Below are 18,313 nucleotides of genomic sequence, written 5' to 3'. Positions count from 1 at the left end.
TTAAAGTTGTGAGCAATTGTGCTGTTTTGCCGCCCTGGCTGGTTTTAGATCCACTGTTACATACCTGGTTAATGGAGGATATTGGCAGAGGCGATCGCACTACAAATACCCTATTAGTAGAAGATGTGACGTTAGGCTCTGCGAAATGGATAGCTAAAGCTTCAGGAATAATTACTGGCTTACCAGTTGCAGCTAGAGTATTTCAAATATTGAATGAAAAGGTTAGCTTTGTGATGGTTGTACCCGAAGGTGCCTGGTGTGAGCCGGGACAGGTCGTAGCTGAAACTCATGGTTCACTGGATGCGCTGCTGATGGGGGAAAGAGTTGCGCTCAACTTGGCTATGTGGTTAAGTGGGATTGCTACGCTGACTAATATATATGTAGAGAAAATTGCTGATTTACCTGCTCAATTGGTGGATACGCGTAAAACTACACCAGGGCTGAGACTGTTGGAAAAGTACGCAACTGCTTTGGGTGGGGCGATTAATCACCGCATGGGGTTGGATGATGCAGTGATGATTAAAGATAATCACATTGCGGTGGCAGGGGGAATTGGAGAAGCTGTTACCCGTATTCGTTCTCAGATTCCTTATCCCTTGACTATAGAGGTAGAGACAGAAAGTTTAGAGCAGGTAAAAGAAGCTTTGTGCTTCAAAGCTGACATTATTATGTTGGACAATATGCCTTTGGATATGATGCGTCAGGCGGTGCAGTTGATTCGCCAGCAGGATAGCCGGGTGAAAATTGAAGCTTCTGGGAATGTGACTTTGGAAACGATTCGCGGCGTGGCGGAAACGGGTGTTGACTATATTTCTAGCAGTGCGCCTATTACTCAATCGAAGTGGTTGGATTTGAGTATGAGGATTGTACTTTAAATATTATGAGGTGAATCATCCTACTGCAAAGTCGGTATAACATCGCATTTTTGGAGGATCAAAGCCTAAAATAATGTCTTCAGGAAAAGCTGATTTTACCGAATCAATTACCTAATTATTACTTTCTTTTTAAGGCTCTTTAGCGATTAGCTGGTAAAAATCCAAATACTTTTGATAGTATCAGTGGCAAGATCGGTTTGACTAAGGTTGGTAAATTATTCATAATTGCTTCTGTAAATTTATTTAGAATATTCAAGGTCTCCTCAATCCAAGTACGTTGTCTTTGAGTAATTTTCATGTTTAAAAAATAAAGCTTTTCTTCATGATAGTAATTAAAATCATTGTTACTTAAACTACCTGAGAATCATCGCAATGGTTATGAAAAATTAATCCAGACCAATTGTTACCAAATTGAATTTACAAGTCCTAGAAAATAACGATCGCCTTAAACAACAGGTTTACTAATTCGCAGTCCCATAATCACTAAGTCCCGTTCAACGCTGTCAAGTTCGGCAATATTAGGCAAATGTCCCCAGCGTTCAAAACCAAATGTTTCAAAGAGTTTTAAACTGGGGTGATTGTGAGCAAAAATGAAGCATACTAGGCTCTTTAAACCTAAATTAGGACTTTCGCTAATTGCTTGTGCTAAGAGTTGCCGTCCCAAGCCACACCGATGAAAGCTAGGGGCGATGTAAATGCTAATTTCCGCAGTCTTGCTATAGGCGGGTCGCCCATAAAAGGATTGGAAACTAAGCCATCCAGCAATTACTCTGTCTACTTCGATTACCCAAAGTGGGTGTTTTGAAGGCGATCGCCCCCTAAACCAAGCAAGGCGACTTTCCACTGATACTGGTTCTAAGTCAGCGGTTGCCATGCGGCTAGGAATTGCAGTATTATAAATTGCCACAATTGCAGGCAAGTCAGTTTCAGTCGCATGGCGAATGGTCATTGCTACCGTCTCGCAAAAAATCTTCAGAAAATATTCAAAAATAATACAGTGTTAACAGTAGCAATTCTACGGTTTCTCTCGTAATTGTCACAAATACTTTGCCAGGTAGGGATTGTCTACCTTAGATAACATAATGGCTAACCCTACTAGCAAGTATGCAATGCGCCACTATCAAAGCCACCACAGCTGTTATAACTAAGGCAAAATTATAACACCCTACTTCATGTATTTTCTTGAACAGAAAAACTTTATAACTTATTAGTTTTAACTTTTTATTCCTAAAGTATCATTCAGCATTCAGGGTAACTGAAAGTTTCAATATTTATCCTAGATAAATAGATAAATTTATAATGTCAGGAAAAATTAACTTTTTCCTCTGAATATTTATATACCGCTTTTGGTTTCAAGTTTTACATCAAATAATAAAACTTTCATTCTTTTAACAGATGAGATTAAAAATAATTCTATCAGGAATAAATATATAAATATTTTAGGATTATACACAACACTAAATTGTACTTTGTAGCTATCTTAATAAAAACTAATTTTAAATTTGCTTTAATAAAGACAAGTTATATATATAGCTAAAGACAGAGGTTATTACCATATATTAGTCTTTAAAGTTAATATAAAGATTAATTAAGATTAAGTAAAAGTACTATGTCTATTTCTTGTTTGAAGATTGATGATAAATTTAGTACCAATCAAAATAGTAATATTTCAGAAGTTGTTGAGATAGCGCTTTTTATAGATCAAATCAAAAGTAATATTTGGCTTTTTGGTATTCCATCTTGGCTTTTTGGGATAACTGATAGAAGCATAGCTGCATTTGCCGATGGTTATTTGTCTCCTCTAGAAATATTTCAGCTATTTACAGCCTCTTTCTTTTTTGTGAGTTGGCTATATTTAAAGCCGGAAGAAAGCTTCAATAGTAATGATTTAGACCCCAGCCAATATCAAGAATATCTGGATCGCACTCAAGCTAACAAACTTCAAATAAAAAAGCTCCACATGATAAGCCAAGAATATATTTTACCGTTTCCTTATATTTGCCAAATTTATCATCTATTGAGCTTAAAGCATTTGGAAACTGTTCATAAGTTTAGCCTTAATAACCTAAAGATTTTTCAAATTAGTCACTTTCAGCCCACAAATACTGGTGGAATAATCAAATTTAAAACAATATTAGACTCGCCAGCTAATCCTTTGAGAATTTGGCGGCAACCTATTGTAGAGGTGGATTTGATATTACATAGTCCTTACACTATTGAACTGAGTATTCCAGTCTATAATAACAAAAGGATAATTGTTATATTTTATGCTTTTCCGTTAAATGACTCAGAACATCAGTTTTTTATAGATATTTATAGTGATCTAGAGTGGCCAAAGCCATTATTGCAAATAATATTGCATTTTGCTTCTTGCTTGACCCTATTTGAAGATTTGCCGTATTTAAGAGCTTTAACTGAGAAAAATATAGGGCGTTTATTCAACTTAAGTAAAACTTCAAATCACGAGACTACATTGCTGTTTAAAAGATTTGTTGAGCTATATGGTTCGAGTGGAGAACCAACTAAATTACTTGAGGGAAGAGAAGATAGTTAGGAAACGCAATTAATCATGTCTGTACAGGAGTTATAAGTTTTAAACTTCTAACTCTTAATTTTATTTAGTTAAGTGCGTGCTAGTAAAGGAGCAGCAGCTAGTAAGGTTTTGGTATACGGGTGCTGAGGATTGGCAAAAATCTTTTTTGTAAGACCAAGTTCGACAATTTTACCGCCATTCATTACGGCAATACGATCGCACAAAAATCGAGCTAACCAAAGGTCATGAGTGATGAATAGATAAGTCAACTCAAACTCTTGCTTTAATTGCAACATCAAATCTAGCACTTGCGACTGTACGCTGGCGTCTAACATACTCACGGGTTCATCGCAAATTAAGAGTTTAGGATAAGTAATCAAAGCACGAGCGATCGCTACTCGTTGTTGTTGTCCACCAGACAAATCCGACGGGTAACGCTCATAATACACTTCTGGCGGTGTTAAGCCAACTTTATTTAGCATCCACAAAACCTGTTCTTTTGCTTTGGTAGGATTAGCAAGATTGTGGATAAATAAAGGATCTGCGATACTTTGTCCCACTGTCATGGCTGGATTGAGACAAGCATGAGGATCTTGAAAGACCATTTGTATTTGTCGCCGCGAGGAACGAATTTCTTGACGCGATAGTTTAGTTAAATCTTGTCCTAAAAACTCAACTTTGCCACTAGTGGGGCGAATTAGTTGCAAAATTGTTCGTGATAGTGTACTCTTGCCACAACCTGATTCCCCGACTAAGCCAAGAATTTCTCCTGAATAAATATCCAAGTTGATCCCATCTACTGCTTTAATAGTCTCCGCTTGTGTGTTAAACAGTCGTTCGATAAAGTTAGGTTCTATGGTGTAGTGTTGCTTAAGTTCTGTAACGCTCAAAATTGGAGATTGCTGCTTCATAATCGGTAATTGCTTTTCTCCGTCATTGGCAATTATCAATTCTCCACTATCAGTTACTGCTTGAATGTGTAAAGCTGCTTTTAAGAGCGATCGCGTGTATTCATGTTGAGGTTGCCTAAATACGGTTTCTGTAGAACCCATTTCGACCATCTTACCGTTGTACATCACGCCAATGCGATCACAATACTCAGCTACCATTGCTAAATCATGAGATATTAGCAGCAATCCCATGTTTTCTTCACCGCACAGGCGAGTTAATTCTTGCAATATCTGCGCGGAGACAGTCACATCTAAACTGGTGGTGGGTTCGTCAGCAACAATAAACTTGGGGTTGAGGAGTAAAGCTAAAGCGATTGCTACCCGTTGGCGCATTCCACCGCTAAACTCATGAGGATACTGATTCCAACGACTAACCGGAATATTCACCTTTGCCAAAGTCGCAAGTGCTTTTTCTTTGGCTTGGCGCGGTGATAATTGTGGTGAGTGCGCCTGAAGGGTTTCGATACAATGCTTACCAATCGTCATCAGCGGATCGAGGCGTGTCATGGGATCTTGAAAAATTAAGGCGATCGCCTCTCCTCGAAATTTTCGCACCTGCTTAGGTGTCAAGTTAAGCACCGACTGTCCTTGAAATGTAACTTGTCCCTGAATACGGCTAGAAGCTGGTAGTAAACGCATTACTGCCCGTGCGATAGTTGATTTACCACAACCCGACTCTCCCACCAATCCCATTCTTTCACCTGGTTGCAACGTGAAAGATACATCATCAACCGCCCAGCTTGCTTCTTCTCCACTTTGCCCAGGATAGGCAACTCGCAGATTTTCAATACAAAATAAGGCTTCACTCATAGTTAGTTATCAGCCCTGAGCTACCAGTTTTTATAATTTCAAATTTAGGATAGTCTATCAAATTAAGTATTAGACCTGTTTTATAAAACTTACCTAAACCTAGCCAAACTTGATTTAGTGTACCCGTAGCGATCGCGATGAATCTCCAATCTTAGCAATTGGAGACAGCTATCGATATTCTTGATAACCACTGCTAAAGTTGATACAGCACACAACTATGATGTTATGAGTGCAAAATTTAAATCTGTAGGAACTAGAATCAAAATTAAGTCAGTAAATCAGGATTTTCAAGTTAATATTATGGAGCAAAATCAGCCAGAACAGCGGCACGCGGCCGATCGAGTGTTTCAAGAATCTCTTGAACAATTGGAGGATATCTTACAAGAAAGTTCGACTGAGGAAGAAGAGATCCCCCAATTGCATACTAGTAGTATCACTGAAGTCGAACTTGATCGAGACTTGACAGATATTGATTTAGCGGCTCTTGAGGACGCAGTTGCTGATATTGAACAATATCTCGAAGAAATAACAAAAACCAAATAGGGGTAAAAAGTTAAAATTCATTACTGACAAATCAATTGCCGTTGAGCTTCGTACAACATTAAAGCGGCTGCGATCGCCACATTCAAAGATTCCACTCCAGGACTCAAAGGAATTCTTACTTGTTGGTCTGCGATCGCTGCTAAATTTGCTGATAATCCAGCACCTTCATTCCCCAGTAAAATCATACTAGGTTTTCGCCAGTCTACTTCCCAGTAAGTTAAAGTCGCACTGGGTAAAGTTGCCACTACCTGCATTCCTGCCTGCTGACTTTGTTGAACTGTCGCTTTTAAATCTTCGGTTACAGCTGTTGCTAGGCGAAACCATTGACCTGCGGAAGCACGTAGAACTTTAGGGCTATCTAAATCTACACTATCTCCACTGACCCACAACCCTGATGCTCCGACGGCGGCGGCAGTGCGGATCGTTGTACCTAAGTTGCCGGGATCTTGTATCGTCTCTAAAGCTAGCACTAAACCAGTAAATGGTAGTTGAGTTTGGCGTTGGCTTCGTTTTGCTGTTGCTACTACACCATCCGGTTGGACTGTGGTAGCGATCGCATCCAAAACTTCTTGACTGACAATTTCGGCGCGATCACATCGGCTACAAGCTTCTTCCCACAACGAAGGGTGGGCTACTTGCCATTCTGGAGTACAACACACTGTTTCTAGTGGGTAATTGACCGCACAAGCTTCTTCTAACAGGTGTGTTCCTTCTAGTAAAAATAACTGCTGCTTGTGCCGCTCCTTGGTAGAGTGTAGCTTGCGAATTTGTTTGACTAGAGAATTTTGTAAACTGGTCAACATCAAAAAGTTAAGAGTTAGAAATTAATAATTAGGAATTAATTTAGTTGTCTTTCAACTCATAACTCTTGACTTATAACTCCTAACTTAAGATAGTATGCGGAACCCGGGACTTGAACCCGGAAGCCTTGCGGCACTAGAACCTGAATCTAGCGCGTCTGCCAATTCCGCCAGTTCCGCTGGCATTTGTACTTATCGACAATTTCTTATTATTGCGTTATGTTTTTCCTTTGTCAAGTAAAAGCATAACATCTCATTAAAAGTGTCTAACTGGAAACGATTTTTTCAGACATAAGGTCGAATCAAAATATTAACTGCACAGTACAGCATTGATTTTTAGATAACACTTAAGTTATTTTACTGAGTATTTATTTTTGCTTAAAACTACTACTTATTAATTCTTTTTTCTAATTTTTTTAAAAGCTCAAAAAGCTTACTATTGCTTATTTTCAGCCTGCATTCTCATCCAAAAAACAATTTTTTTATGCAAGATTTTGTCTTAAAATGTGGACATTTTGAATCTTTACTGTAGAATCAAAACCAACTTCAAACATATAAAATACGTATTACTTTTGGAGGTAGGCTTATTAATCCTTCTACCAGCTTACCAGATGCCAAAATTGCTCCAGAAGCAGACTCCTCAGTCTTGCAAATTTGGGGTGGGCATCCTTTGCGGGGTCATGTGCAAATTAGCGGGGCAAAAAATTCAGCACTGGTAATCATGGCTGGAGCCTTGCTGTGTCCGGGCGATTGTCGTATCCGAAATGTCCCTTTGTTAGCGGACGTAGAGCGGATGGGTCAGGTGTTATCAGCTTTGGGTGTACAATTAACCCGACAAGGTGACATTTTAGACATCAACGCCAGCGAGATTAAAACATCAAAAGCTCCGTACGAATTAGTTACCCAGTTGAGAGCGAGTTTTTTCGCCATTGGAGCGATTCTAGCAAGACTGGGAGTAGCACAAATGCCTTTACCAGGCGGTTGTGCGATTGGGGCAAGACCAGTTGACTTGCATGTTCGAGGACTGCAAGCAATGGGAGCGGAAGTACAAATTGAGCATGGCATTTGTAATGCCTACGTCCCTGGCAGCAGCCGGAGATTAAAAGGTGCGAAGATTTACTTAGACATTGCCAGCGTTGGAGCGACGGAAAACTTGATGATGGCGGCTACCCTGGCAGAGGGTGAAACGATCATCGAAAATGCTGCCAGAGAACCGGAAGTAGTCGATCTAGCTAACTTCTGTAACGCGATGGGAGCGAAAATTCAGGGTGCGGGGACTAGCAGGATTATTATTGAAGGAGTCCCCAAGTTGCATTCTGTTGACTACAGCATTATTCCTGATCGTATTGAGGCCGGGACGTTTTTACTGGCAGCAGCAATTACCCGCTCAGAACTTATTCTCTCGCCAGTGGCTCCAGAACATCTCATCCCAGTAATTGCCAAGCTGCGGGATATTGGAGTAACAATAATTGATGAAAAGCCTGATCAATTACGCATTCTGCCAGCGGAAACCCTTAAGGCAACGGATATTGAAACTCAATACCATCCAGGTTTTCCCACAGATATGCAAGCGCCATTCATGGCTTTGCTGGCAGTAGCAGAAGGTGACAGCGTAATTAACGAATCCGTCTTTGAAAATCGCTTGCGTCATGCCTCAGAGTTGAATCGCTTGGGGGCAGATATTCGTGTCAAAGGCAATGCTGCTTTCGTTCGGGGAGTACCAAAATTATCTGGCGCACCGGTATTAGGTACAGACTTACGAGCATCGGCAGCATTAGTCATCGCCGGACTAGCGGCAGAAGGACAAACCACAATTCAGGGTTTACAGCACCTTGATCGCGGCTATGATCGACTTGATATGAAGTTGCAGCAATTAGGGGCTAAAATCCTCCGCGTGGGCGCATCAACAGATGCAGAAATCGTTCCCAGCATCAGTAGCCTGTCAAGTTGAAATTGATCGGTTAAGACTGATGCTGGGATAAGAGGAACAAGGGAGACAAGGTAAAATCTTCTCCCTTGTCTGCCTTTTTCTCTCCCATCTATACCTTGCAATCTGCTGAATTATCCTGATAGATAGAGGCTTTTAAGCTTTGCCCATATCTTTTTTTGATGAATATTCTGGAAAAATCTGTGTTGGCTGTTACAATATTGTTAAGAAAAGTTGCCTGTTGCATTTTGGGAACGTGCAATTGGGTTTTAACTCTCTTGAGAAGACAACGCAAGAACATTATTTAGACCGGCTGTGGGAGGCTGGTCTTTTTGTATTTAAAGTCTTCATAAATTATATTTATCGCTTTGGGTGTAATACTCATACTGTTTTATTAATTACTTCTATTGATTTGTAATACATTTGATAAATCTCTAATTGGCGAGATTTGCGGTTAATTAACTAACCCAAACACACACCATTATTTATGTATTCTCTCATCTTTTCCTGAGCAACTTTCAAACTATTACTTGGAGAGATTAAGGCAAGAAAGATGCCTAGACTACAGACTATTCTATCCTTTGTTCTTGCTTCTGGTGATACCTGATATACACAATACCACTGGCGATCGCACCTCTCCACATTCCCAAAAGCGATCGCTAACTCTATGATTGCACTGTAGCAGAGCGTCTGTATAGAAAGATGAGCGCTCACCTTGCAGAAAACCTCAAAAACAAAGGGTAGATGTGTAGCGGCAAGTCGAGTGACATTGCTCGTAATTATAGTGTTAAGTTCGCGTATGCCAAGATTTTGGATCTCTGCGACCATGAAAAATTGCTGTCACTATTACTCGACTCGACACAATCCTATAGTATACAGCATAGGGAAATCGCTGCACTATTGCTCGTCGAATATCACCGTAGACAATTACATAGGATTGTGGCATCTGAGAAATTCGATTCACCGTTTCGTCTACACAGTCTAAAAACTCGTCACCCAGACTGGATTTCTGACTCTCGTACCAACTGTGTGCATCATTGAGTTATTCTCGAACCTCTGGGCTAAATACCAGAACATAATTCATTGCTGCCTCTTAATTGATGCTTTGATTTCTTCCCAAGTCAGCACATTATTTGGATTTGAATTATAGTCAGAAGTTCGACGATCAAGCTCTTGCTTTTGTGCATCGGTTAAATCAGGGTAAACTTGCTTTGCAGCGATAGTATCCCAAATTGCCTGTACAATACGGATTCTATCTTCAACACTGAGAGTTGCGATTTCGTTCAAAGTAGCTGTGATATCCATATTGATTAACTTGGAGTGAGGAAGCAACTGGTACACCTTAAATATAGCGGACAAGATTTTATCCATCCAATTGAACGCTGTATATGTTTTGCTGCTCAAAAGAGCGATCGCTTTGCAGAAAACCTCAAAAACAAGGCAATTGTCTGTTGTGTAAGAGTGTGCGATCGCTTTATGTTGGCATTCAATTCTCAATAGCTATTCAAATCGCTTCACGTGTGAGTCGTGGATGAGGTTCTATAATTTCTTCTGGGGTTTCGCCAGCAGCTAATTTTTCTAGAATAAACTCAACAGTGATGCGTGTTCTAACAATCACGGGTTTCCACATCATCACTTTGGCATTGGATACAACCAGTTGTTTGAGATGCTTTTGCATGATATTTATTTGTATATGTTATTATATATACTTGACTAATTAGCATTTTTATGTTTCTTGACCATTAGCCACAAGCAAGCATAGTTGATTAAGCATATTACGGAGGTATTTTCGTGGATAGAATTACCAAAAGTTTGATAGAAGCTTTTCTAAAAGAACATGAAATAGAATCAGAAGGAGAAGCAATAGATTTTGAAAAATTTTGTAACTACTGCGTAATTTCACGAGAATATCCTGAGACTTTTAAAGTAGAAGATGTTTCTGTAGGCAGTTCAAATGATACTGGGCTTGATGGCATCGCTATTATTGTAAATGGTAAACTTGTAGACTCTATTGAAGAAGTTGATGATTTAGCTGATATCAATAAACGTATGGAAGCAACATTTGTCTTCATTCAGTCTAAAACATCAAACACTTTTGATAGTGGAGATATGTTGAAGTTTTTTGAGGGAGTTTCAGATTTTTTTGTAGAAGAACCAGTTTTAGAACGCAACGAAATGGTTGCATATAAAGCAAAAATAGCAGCACATATATATGACTCCAAAAGTAGCATGATGTCACGAGGAAGACCTTTGTGCAAGTTGTACTATATAACAACAGGTAAATGGACTGATGACAAAAATTTAGTCAGGCGTATGAACGCTAAAAAAAATGAAATTGAAGAGAAAAACCTTTTTGAAAAAGTAGAAATTCAGTCATTAGGTGCCGATGAAATTAGAAAACTTTATCAAAGCACAAAACTAGCATTAAGTACAGATATTATTTTTGCTAGTAGAGTAGTATTACCTGAAATATCAGGAATATCTGAATCGTATATAGGTACTCTACCTTTTTCTGAATTTAGAAAATTAATAGTTGATGAGTTTGATAATATTAGATTATCTATTTTTTATGATAATATTAGAGCTTTTCAAGGAAGTAATGATGTTAATCATGATATCGAGTCTACATTAAAATCAGGAGAATTAGATAGATTTTCAGTTTTAAATAACGGAATAACGATAATAGCTAAATCATTAGACACTGTTGGTAATAGATTTAATATTCGAGATTATCAAATAGTTAACGGGTGTCAAACAAGCCACGTTTTATTTAACTGTAGAAATTTAAGTAGTATAAATAATTTACAAATTCCAGTAAAGATAATTGTTACAGACAAAGATGATGTAATAAATAGCATAATCAAAGCAACTAATCATCAAACACCAGTTAAAAAAGAAGAGCTTGCAGCTTTGTCTGAATTTCAAAAGAAATTAGAACAGTGCTACAACTCGTTTGAATCTTTTCATGCTGGAGAACAGTTATATTACGAAAGACGTTCAAAACAGTATCACGATAGAGCAGATATACCGAAAAATCGTGTTATTACAATTCCCGACCAAATCAAAACTTTTGCCGCTATGTTTCTTGATCAGCCTCATAGAGTATCACGTTCCTATGGAGATTTATCTAGAGAAATAGGTAGTAAGATTTTTGGTGCTAATCATAGCCCAACAAGCTATTATATAAGTGCTTTTGCTTACTATCGACTTGAAAATCTTTTTAATCAGAGAAATAGAAACAAGTTAGACCCTAAGTATAAAAAATGTAAATATTATTTACTTATGGCTATGAGGTATTTGACAGCAGGAGCAGATATGCCGAGTCTAGATAATCAAAAAAAAATGGAGCAGTATTGTAATAAAATTATATCTGTGCTTAATAGTCAGCAAACATATTTACAAGTGTTTGAAAAAGGAACTGAGATTATTGAAGAGCAGTTTCTAAAATTAAATATTAATATAGATAATCGTGACGCAATCACAACTGTAAATTTTGTTGAACAGTTGAAAAAAACACTAGAAAATGAATTTAAGAAAATAAATTCTAAATAAAATTAATTGCATAGAACAGCAGAATAGGAAAAAATTAAGGTTATTGTTGAGCAAAAAACTACCAGTGGTACTGTTGAGGGTATTAATAATGCTGTAAATTTTAATTATTAAAAAAATAATTCTTCACAATTTATTTTAAACCAATGTCATGACTTGTTCATATTCTTCTTTATGGCTTTGCAAAGCATCCCAAAGATCAACTTTTTGCTGAAGATTAAGCCAAAGTCTTGGCCCATTTCCTAAAGCTTTACCCAGACGTATTGCTATATCTACTGTAATTGATCTGTTACCATTAATAATTTCCTGAATTGTTTGATTAGATACTCCTAAAATTTCTGCAAAATTTGCGGTATTAATATCTAAATCATCTAAAATATCTGCAATTACTTCACCAGGATGTATTGGTCTTACTAATCTATCATCAGTAATATCTTGCCAATTATCCATAATTAATACTTATTACTTAATAATTTGGTTAACCTTATTTAGCATTGTCTAGCCAATTAATATCATATTAACACAGAAGTTAATGATAATCTTCAATATTGACATCATAAACATCACCATCTTCAAATTTAAAAGTTATACGCCAGTTTCCTGATACCTTAACTGACCAAGTTCCTTTCCTGTCTCCTTTTAATTCATGTAAATCATAACCCGGTAATCTAATATCTTTTACAATTAACGCTGAATCTATAACTTCAAGTCTGATTTTAATTTTTTTTACTAAGTTTGCAGGAACTCCTTTATTAAAATTTTCTCTAAACAAATTTTCTAATGCTTTATTTTGAAATGTTTGAATCATTTATATTTCATTTTTTACCCTTATCTCATTGTTAAGGCAGGCTTTATGCCTGCCCATGTAATCCTAGTCTATTCCTTCAATCCGGTCTTCAACTTCTTGGTATAACTCGCGTAGGCGATCTAAATTATCCTCGCTAGTCTCCCAATAACCGCGTCCATTCACTTCTAACAACGTTGATACAACCTTGCGGAAAGAATGAGGATTAAGGTTCATCAATCGTTTCTGCATTTCTTCATCTTTGATAAAGGTTTCATTAGTATCCTCGTAAATCCAGTTATCCACAGCGCCGGCTGTCGCACTCCAACCCATTGTGTTTACCAATCGCTTGGAGAGTTCGCGCACACCTTCATAACCGTGATTCAGCATCCCCTCATACCATTTGGGATTTAACAATTTAGTACGCGCATCCAAACGCACGGTTTCTGTTAATGTCCGCACTTGAGCGTTAGCTGTGGTTGTATCTGCAATATAAGATGCTGGTTTTTTACCATCACCCCGCAGATTTGCCACCAGCTTTGTGGGATCGGAATCAAAGTAATGAGAAACATCTGTTAAGCTAATCTCGGAAGAATCGAGATTTTGGAAAGTTGCATCAGCAGTTTTTAATGTGCTTTCAAAAATCTGCCGCGATTCGTCCATAATTCCGGGGTTATCAGAATTGAAAGAGAAAGATTTCCGGTTAAGATACATTTCCTGCAACTCGGCTTCGCTATCCCAAGTGCTGTTTTCCACCGCCAAGTTGATATTTGACGAGTAGGAACCAGAAGCGTTGGAGAAAACGCGCGTCGCGGCTTGACGCAGATTAATCCCTATTTCCTCAGCTTGTTGCAAAGCGTGTTTGCGAACAAAGTTCATTTCTAAGGGTTCATCCGCCTCAGCCGCCATCTTCACCCCTTGATCTAGCAGGTTCATTTGGTTGATGAACAAGTCGCGGAATACACCAGAACAGTTGATTACCACATCAATTCTGGGTCTTCCTAACTCTTCTAAAGGTATTAATTCCAACTTGTTCACCCGTCCCAAGGCATCGGGAACCGGACGCACACCCACCATCCACATAATTTGGGCTAGGGATTCACCGTAAGTTTTGATGTTATCAGTTCCCCAAAGGACACAGGCGATGGTTTCTGGCCATTTTCCTTCGTTTTCCGCCTTGTTACGCGCCAAAAGCCGATCTACGACGATTTTGGCTGATTGGACTGCTGCTGTTGTGGGGATGGATTGCGGATCTAAAGCATGGATATTCTTACCCGTGGGTAATACATCTGGGTTGCGGATGGGATCGCCACCTGGGCCAGGTAGAACGTACTCACCTTCTAAGCCTTTGAGTAATGCTCCTAGTTCGTTATCGGCACAAACTTGCTGGAGGCAGAATTCCAAATACTCAAATAGGGGTTTTAGGGCTGCGCCATCAACTTTGGGATAACCTGCTTTATGCAATGCTTCTACCCAAGGTTCTTTTTTGCCCATATTGAAGAAATTCAATCGGGAAACTAGAGAAACTCGTCCTTCAGCGTCGATTTGCTCTTGCACAAGAGCAGTAACTGCTGCACGGGTTGCCAAGGTGATATCTTGTAATAACTGGACATCTTCTAAAATGCCTCGATCGCTATTTTGGTAAATATCATCAATGTTACGCCCAATGCTATTAGCGATAATTCCCGGTAAGCCTTGAAGTTCTTCTTCTTGACGATCTAGACTGGCAATATTGACGAGAGTTGCGATCGCTTCTTCTGCACTTGGCGGTTTACCAATGACGTGCAACCCACAAGGCAACAACCGGGACTCGATTTCCATCAACTTGCGGTAGACGTTGCCAACAATATGATCGCGATCGTCGGCACTCATCTCTTTGGCATCGGTTTCTGGCAGGTTGATATCCTTATCCAGATTCACGATCCGGCATTTATCCATGATGCTGTTGACAATGGGAATGCCGCGGCCACTATCTTTCAAGGTTTGGTAAGAAGCAATCAATTCGCTGAGTTCTTTCAAACCTTTATACAACCCAGCATTTTCTGCCGGCGGTGTCAAGTAAGAAATTGTTTCGGCATAACTCCGACGTTTGGCAATTGTCGCCTCACTCGGATTATTGGCTGCGTAGTAATACAAGTTGGGAATTGAGCCAATCAAGTTATCTGGATAACAGTTGCCAGACATCCCCATCTGTTTACCTGGCATGAATTCCAAGGAACCGTGTGTACCAAAGTGCAGTACAGCGTCAGCTTTCCAAACTTGCTCTAGGTAAGTGTAGTAGGCAGCAAAACCGTGGTGAGGACTAGCTGAACGAGAGAACAACAGCCGCATCGGGTCGCCTTCATAACCAAATGTAGGTTGCACACCGATGAAGACATTACCGAATTGCTTACCATAAATCAGCAAGTTTTGCCCATCGCTGTTGAGATGTCCCGGAGGTGGGCCCCAGTTTTCCTCTAAACGTTGAGAGTAAGGTGTCAGCGCCTCATACTCAGGAACGGACATTTTGTAAGCAACGTTGAGTTCTGGGCTGCTGTACTGTGCTTGGGCATCGTGGATGACTTCTTGCATCAACGCTTCCGCTGATTCTGGCAATTGCGGTAAGTCGTAACCGTTATTTTTCAGAGCTTTCATTACCTCGTAGATGGAGCCGAATACATCCAAGTAGGCGGCGGTTCCCACATTACCTTTATCTGGCGGAAAGCTGAAAACGGTGATCGCGACTTTTTTTTCCAGCTTCGGCTTGCGGCGCAGGTTAGCCCATTTTAAGGCGCGTTCGGCTACAGCTTCCATACGGTCTTGGAGAGCGATCGCTTTGCCGGTAGTCCCATCTCTACCCGATAATATAATCGGCTCAATTGCCCCATCCAATTCTGGAATTGCAATTTGCAAAGCTACTTGAATTGGATGTAACCCTAAATCGCTATCCATCCACTCTTCTGTGGTTTGGAAGACTAAAGGTAACGCCACCATATAAGGACGGTTTAAGCGTTTAAGTGACTCTATTGCTTTGGGATGATCTTGTCTGGCTGGGCCACCCACTAAAGCAAAACCAGTCAATGATATTACTGCATCTACCAACTGTATATTAGTAGTCGGTTCATAAAAGTATGCATCCACAGGCTTGGAGAAGTCCAAACCACCAGCAAATACAGGTAGTACCCGTGCGCCTAGTGCTTCCAACTCCTGCACCATCGCTACATAATGGGCATCATCCCCTGTGACTAGGTGAGTGCGTTGCAATACTAATCCAACACAAGGAGCTAGGGGATCTTTTAGATCATTAGAAATATCCTTACGAGCTGTATACCAATTCAGGTACTCTCTGACATCTTCAAACATACTGGGAGCCAAAGGGTGCCAAATCCCTAAATCGGGATAAACCACCGGCTGCTGATATGTAGAAGGTTCAAAATTTTTCTCTAAACCTTTAAATACATATTTATCAGCTAGCATCAGTAAGAAGTTCTCCAGATTTTCTGGTGAACCACCTAGCCAATACTGAAAACTAAGCATAAAATTTCGGGCATCCTGTGCCTTGTCCATCGGTAAAAACTTCAGCACTTGCGGCAGCGTTCGCAAAAGCTTCAGCATCCCATCTTGGAATCCCGCACCGGATTTTTCTTTGCGTTTCCGCATGAATTGGGCGATCGCACTTTTTGACTGACCCAACTGTGCCAAGGAAAAGCTGCCCATTTTACTCAGGCGCATCACCTCTGGCATGGAGGGAAAGACAACGGAAACGTCCAAGCGATCGCGGTGTGGTTCTACTGCTGCTACTACTTTCTGTGCTAAATCTTCGATGAAAATGAGGGAAGCAATGAAGATATTTGCACTCTCAATTTCTCGTTTGAACTCTTCGTAATTCTCTGGGTCGCGGAGTTCCTCAATCAAGTACCCGCTGATTTCAATCGCCAAGTTGGGATTATTCGCGTTAATCGTGCGAACTGCTTGCGATAATGCACTCTGGTACTGGGACTCAAGCACGACATAGACCACCTTGATTAAATTACGTCCGCGTAAGTTATCTGGCGCAATGTGTCTAATGGTGGACTTGACGTGTGTGAACATGCTTCTTCGGCTCCTTTGATGCGTGTTCTCTGAAGGAAGTTCCTAGCGGCATCATTAGCCACAGGTAACTTGTGATCTCTAAGCAATATGTGTTTTTTATCAGAAAACGCTTACGCACTGGGCATTTTATCGTCTATCTGATACAAATCGATATAAAAAACGAAATATTTCTTCGTAATTTTTGACTTTGTATAAAAGTATTAGCTCACTATTTGTAACATTTTAAAAATATTTTTTGATAATTAAATAACTATTTAGCTATGTTGGCGTATTACAAAACAAAACCCGCACAAGCGGGTTGTAAAATTTTGGTGATATGCGTAGGCATAGCCCACCGTAAACAGTGATATGCGTAGGCATAGCCCACCGTAAACATCGCCTAATTACTATAATTTCTGAACTAAGAATAAAGTTTAGCTTCTAACTGTTTCAAAATCTTCTTCGGATCGTTCTTATCTCCCTTCAGAAATTTCCAAGCAGCAAAACCTGCACCAAAGGCAACTATCGCAGATCCTCCAGTCATTACACCAATACCTCCAAGGAATGCCATCGAAGCGCTGTAAGCAGCAGCTCCAGACAAGGTGCTAATTGCAGTAACCAGTGCTAGCCACACCAAAAGCACTAGCAGCAGCCCAGGCTGTACTAAGAGCAGCACTCGTAACTATCCCCGTTCCAGCCGCAATTCCCAAATTCTTTTTATCTTCAGAATCCATTTGAGTAAGGGAAGGGGAAGCGACAGATACTAAAGTAGCTGCACCAATTAAAGCAGCTCCCCCAGTTGCTACTGCTAATCCTCCTAACATTCCTAAGCCGCCCGCAGCCACAGAACCACCTCCTAAAAAAGATAGGGTTGAATTAGTTGCAGCAGATCCAGATAAAGAGCTAATAGCTACCCCTGTCCCTGCTTTTATTCCTGTAGCCTGAGCCATAGTTATAGCATCTGGAACAAGATTAGATGCTTTTTTAACGGACTTGTAAACTGTTTGAACTGTTTCTAATATTGAGCTTTCGGCTGCGGACTTCTCTTTTTGAGAATTGATTGATTCTCGCATTAACTTGTAAAGTGCCTTACAATCATCTGCTATATCAGAGTCTAGAATTAACGTATCTAGTGATTTCAGATTATTTTTACAATTAACTTGTTCACCATCTCTTAATTTAGAGTAAGCAGAAAGTAATTCTGCTTTATAAATACTTGATGTAATAGTATTAATTCTATCAACGATTAATAAGTCAGCAGTGATTGCCCTAGATTTTATACTAAAATTAAAGTATATATAATTACTTGATATTTTCATGAATTGAGGAGTTTTGTACTATTGATTCAAGTTGATTCAAAGAAGTAAAATCATATATGCTTTCCCCCACTCTAATACATTGATTTGTCAGGTAATGTTGCTCAACTTTATAGTTTAAGGAATTGGATTGAGTATGGTTTTAAACAAGTCAAGAATGAACTGGGCTGGGCTGA

17 protein-coding genes, 1 tRNA gene and 1 pseudogene are annotated in these 18,313 nt (G+C 39.6%); 6 read left to right on the top strand and 13 right to left on the bottom strand.

The features are described from left to right. The first annotated feature begins 8 nt into the window (after positions 1-8). On the top strand, positions 9-875 hold the full coding sequence (nadC, locus tag V7K89_RS04890) for a carboxylating nicotinate-nucleotide diphosphorylase (protein WP_335184872.1): 867 nt from the start codon (positions 9-11) through the stop codon (positions 873-875). A gap of 445 nt (positions 876-1,320) precedes the next feature. On the opposite strand, the gene V7K89_RS04885 is transcribed toward nadC, so the two are convergent. After that, positions 1,321-1,824, bottom strand: a complete 504-nt coding sequence (locus V7K89_RS04885) for a GNAT family N-acetyltransferase (protein WP_335184866.1) — start codon at positions 1,822-1,824, stop codon at positions 1,321-1,323. A gap of 660 nt (positions 1,825-2,484) precedes the next feature. On the opposite strand from V7K89_RS04885, the gene V7K89_RS04880 reads away from it, so the two are divergent. Further along, positions 2,485-3,429, top strand: coding sequence for a hypothetical protein (locus V7K89_RS04880; RefSeq protein ID WP_335184864.1), 945 nt, complete (start codon positions 2,485-2,487; stop codon positions 3,427-3,429). Positions 3,430-3,497: 68 nt separating this feature from the next. On the opposite strand, the gene V7K89_RS04875 is transcribed toward V7K89_RS04880, so the two are convergent. After that, positions 3,498-5,168: an ABC transporter ATP-binding protein gene (locus tag V7K89_RS04875; RefSeq protein ID WP_335184862.1), complete on the bottom strand. Its 1,671-nt coding sequence runs from the start codon at positions 5,166-5,168 to the stop codon at positions 3,498-3,500. 225 nt (positions 5,169-5,393) lie between these two features. Between V7K89_RS04875 and V7K89_RS04870 the strand changes: the two genes are divergently transcribed. Beyond that, positions 5,394-5,711: a hypothetical protein gene (locus V7K89_RS04870; protein ID WP_335184860.1), complete on the top strand. Its 318-nt coding sequence runs from the start codon at positions 5,394-5,396 to the stop codon at positions 5,709-5,711. A 20-nt stretch (positions 5,712-5,731) separates the two neighbouring features. Here the strand turns inward: V7K89_RS04870 and V7K89_RS04865 are convergent, their stop codons facing one another. Further along, on the bottom strand, positions 5,732-6,514 hold the full coding sequence (locus V7K89_RS04865) for a TrmH family RNA methyltransferase (protein WP_335184858.1): 783 nt from the start codon (positions 6,512-6,514) through the stop codon (positions 5,732-5,734). Positions 6,515-6,609: 95 nt separating this feature from the next. Further along, positions 6,610-6,691 (bottom strand) — tRNA-Leu (locus tag V7K89_RS04860). A gap of 406 nt (positions 6,692-7,097) precedes the next feature. On the opposite strand from V7K89_RS04860, the gene murA reads away from it, so the two are divergent. Continuing rightward, positions 7,098-8,462 (top strand): UDP-N-acetylglucosamine 1-carboxyvinyltransferase, encoded by a 1,365-nt coding sequence (gene murA, locus V7K89_RS04855; protein ID WP_335184870.1) that lies wholly within the window; start codon positions 7,098-7,100, stop codon positions 8,460-8,462. A 357-nt stretch (positions 8,463-8,819) separates the two neighbouring features. Here murA and V7K89_RS04850 read toward each other — a convergent pair. From V7K89_RS04850 to V7K89_RS04840, 3 genes and pseudogenes are all read right to left on the bottom strand, one after another. Next, a pseudogene (locus tag V7K89_RS04850) lies at positions 8,820-8,987 on the bottom strand (Uma2 family endonuclease); the annotation flags it as partial. 238 nt (positions 8,988-9,225) lie between these two features. Continuing rightward, entirely contained in the window at positions 9,226-9,438 is a 213-nt protein-coding gene (locus tag V7K89_RS04845) for a type II toxin-antitoxin system RelE/ParE family toxin (protein ID WP_335184868.1), read from the bottom strand. Positions 9,439-9,518: 80 nt separating this feature from the next. Next, a complete protein-coding gene (locus V7K89_RS04840; RefSeq protein ID WP_335184856.1) occupies positions 9,519-9,743 on the bottom strand; it encodes an addiction module protein in 225 nt (74 codons plus the stop codon). Positions 9,744-9,758: 15 nt separating this feature from the next. On the opposite strand from V7K89_RS04840, the gene V7K89_RS04835 reads away from it, so the two are divergent. After that, positions 9,759-9,938, top strand: coding sequence for a hypothetical protein (locus V7K89_RS04835; RefSeq protein WP_335184855.1), 180 nt, complete (start codon positions 9,759-9,761; stop codon positions 9,936-9,938). 4 nt (positions 9,939-9,942) lie between these two features. Here the strand turns inward: V7K89_RS04835 and V7K89_RS04830 are convergent, their stop codons facing one another. Beyond that, positions 9,943-10,116, bottom strand: a complete 174-nt coding sequence (locus tag V7K89_RS04830; RefSeq protein WP_335184853.1) for a DUF433 domain-containing protein — start codon at positions 10,114-10,116, stop codon at positions 9,943-9,945. A gap of 113 nt (positions 10,117-10,229) precedes the next feature. Here V7K89_RS04830 and V7K89_RS04825 point away from each other — a divergent pair, with 113 nt between their 5' ends. Then, positions 10,230-11,990: an AIPR family protein gene (locus V7K89_RS04825; protein ID WP_335184851.1), complete on the top strand. Its 1,761-nt coding sequence runs from the start codon at positions 10,230-10,232 to the stop codon at positions 11,988-11,990. A 135-nt stretch (positions 11,991-12,125) separates the two neighbouring features. On the opposite strand, the gene V7K89_RS04820 is transcribed toward V7K89_RS04825, so the two are convergent. The 5 genes from V7K89_RS04820 to V7K89_RS04800 form a co-directional block, all read right to left on the bottom strand. Continuing rightward, on the bottom strand, positions 12,126-12,437 hold the full coding sequence (locus V7K89_RS04820; RefSeq protein WP_335184850.1) for a HigA family addiction module antitoxin: 312 nt from the start codon (positions 12,435-12,437) through the stop codon (positions 12,126-12,128). A 79-nt stretch (positions 12,438-12,516) separates the two neighbouring features. Next, entirely contained in the window at positions 12,517-12,795 is a 279-nt protein-coding gene (locus V7K89_RS04815) for a type II toxin-antitoxin system RelE/ParE family toxin (RefSeq protein WP_335184849.1), read from the bottom strand. 63 nt (positions 12,796-12,858) lie between these two features. Beyond that, the gene (locus tag V7K89_RS04810; protein WP_335184846.1) at positions 12,859-16,842 is read right to left on the bottom strand and encodes a magnesium chelatase subunit H; all 3,984 of its coding nucleotides are present in this window, start codon (positions 16,840-16,842) and stop codon (positions 12,859-12,861) included. 400 nt (positions 16,843-17,242) lie between these two features. Then, complete coding sequence (locus V7K89_RS04805) at positions 17,243-17,422, bottom strand: hypothetical protein (RefSeq protein ID WP_335184844.1); 180 nt, start codon at positions 17,420-17,422, stop codon at positions 17,243-17,245. A 4-nt stretch (positions 17,423-17,426) separates the two neighbouring features. Continuing rightward, on the bottom strand, positions 17,427-17,894 hold the full coding sequence (locus V7K89_RS04800) for a hypothetical protein (protein WP_335184842.1): 468 nt from the start codon (positions 17,892-17,894) through the stop codon (positions 17,427-17,429). Between the last annotated feature and the right edge of the window lie 419 nt (positions 17,895-18,313).

The sequence above is a fragment of the Nostoc sp. genome, from assembly GCF_036917515.1.
Taxonomy (GTDB): Bacteria; Cyanobacteriota; Cyanobacteriia; order Cyanobacteriales; family Nostocaceae; genus Nostoc.
The sequence above is the reverse complement of the archived record's forward strand: the minus strand, read 5'-3'. Positions and strand labels throughout refer to the sequence as shown.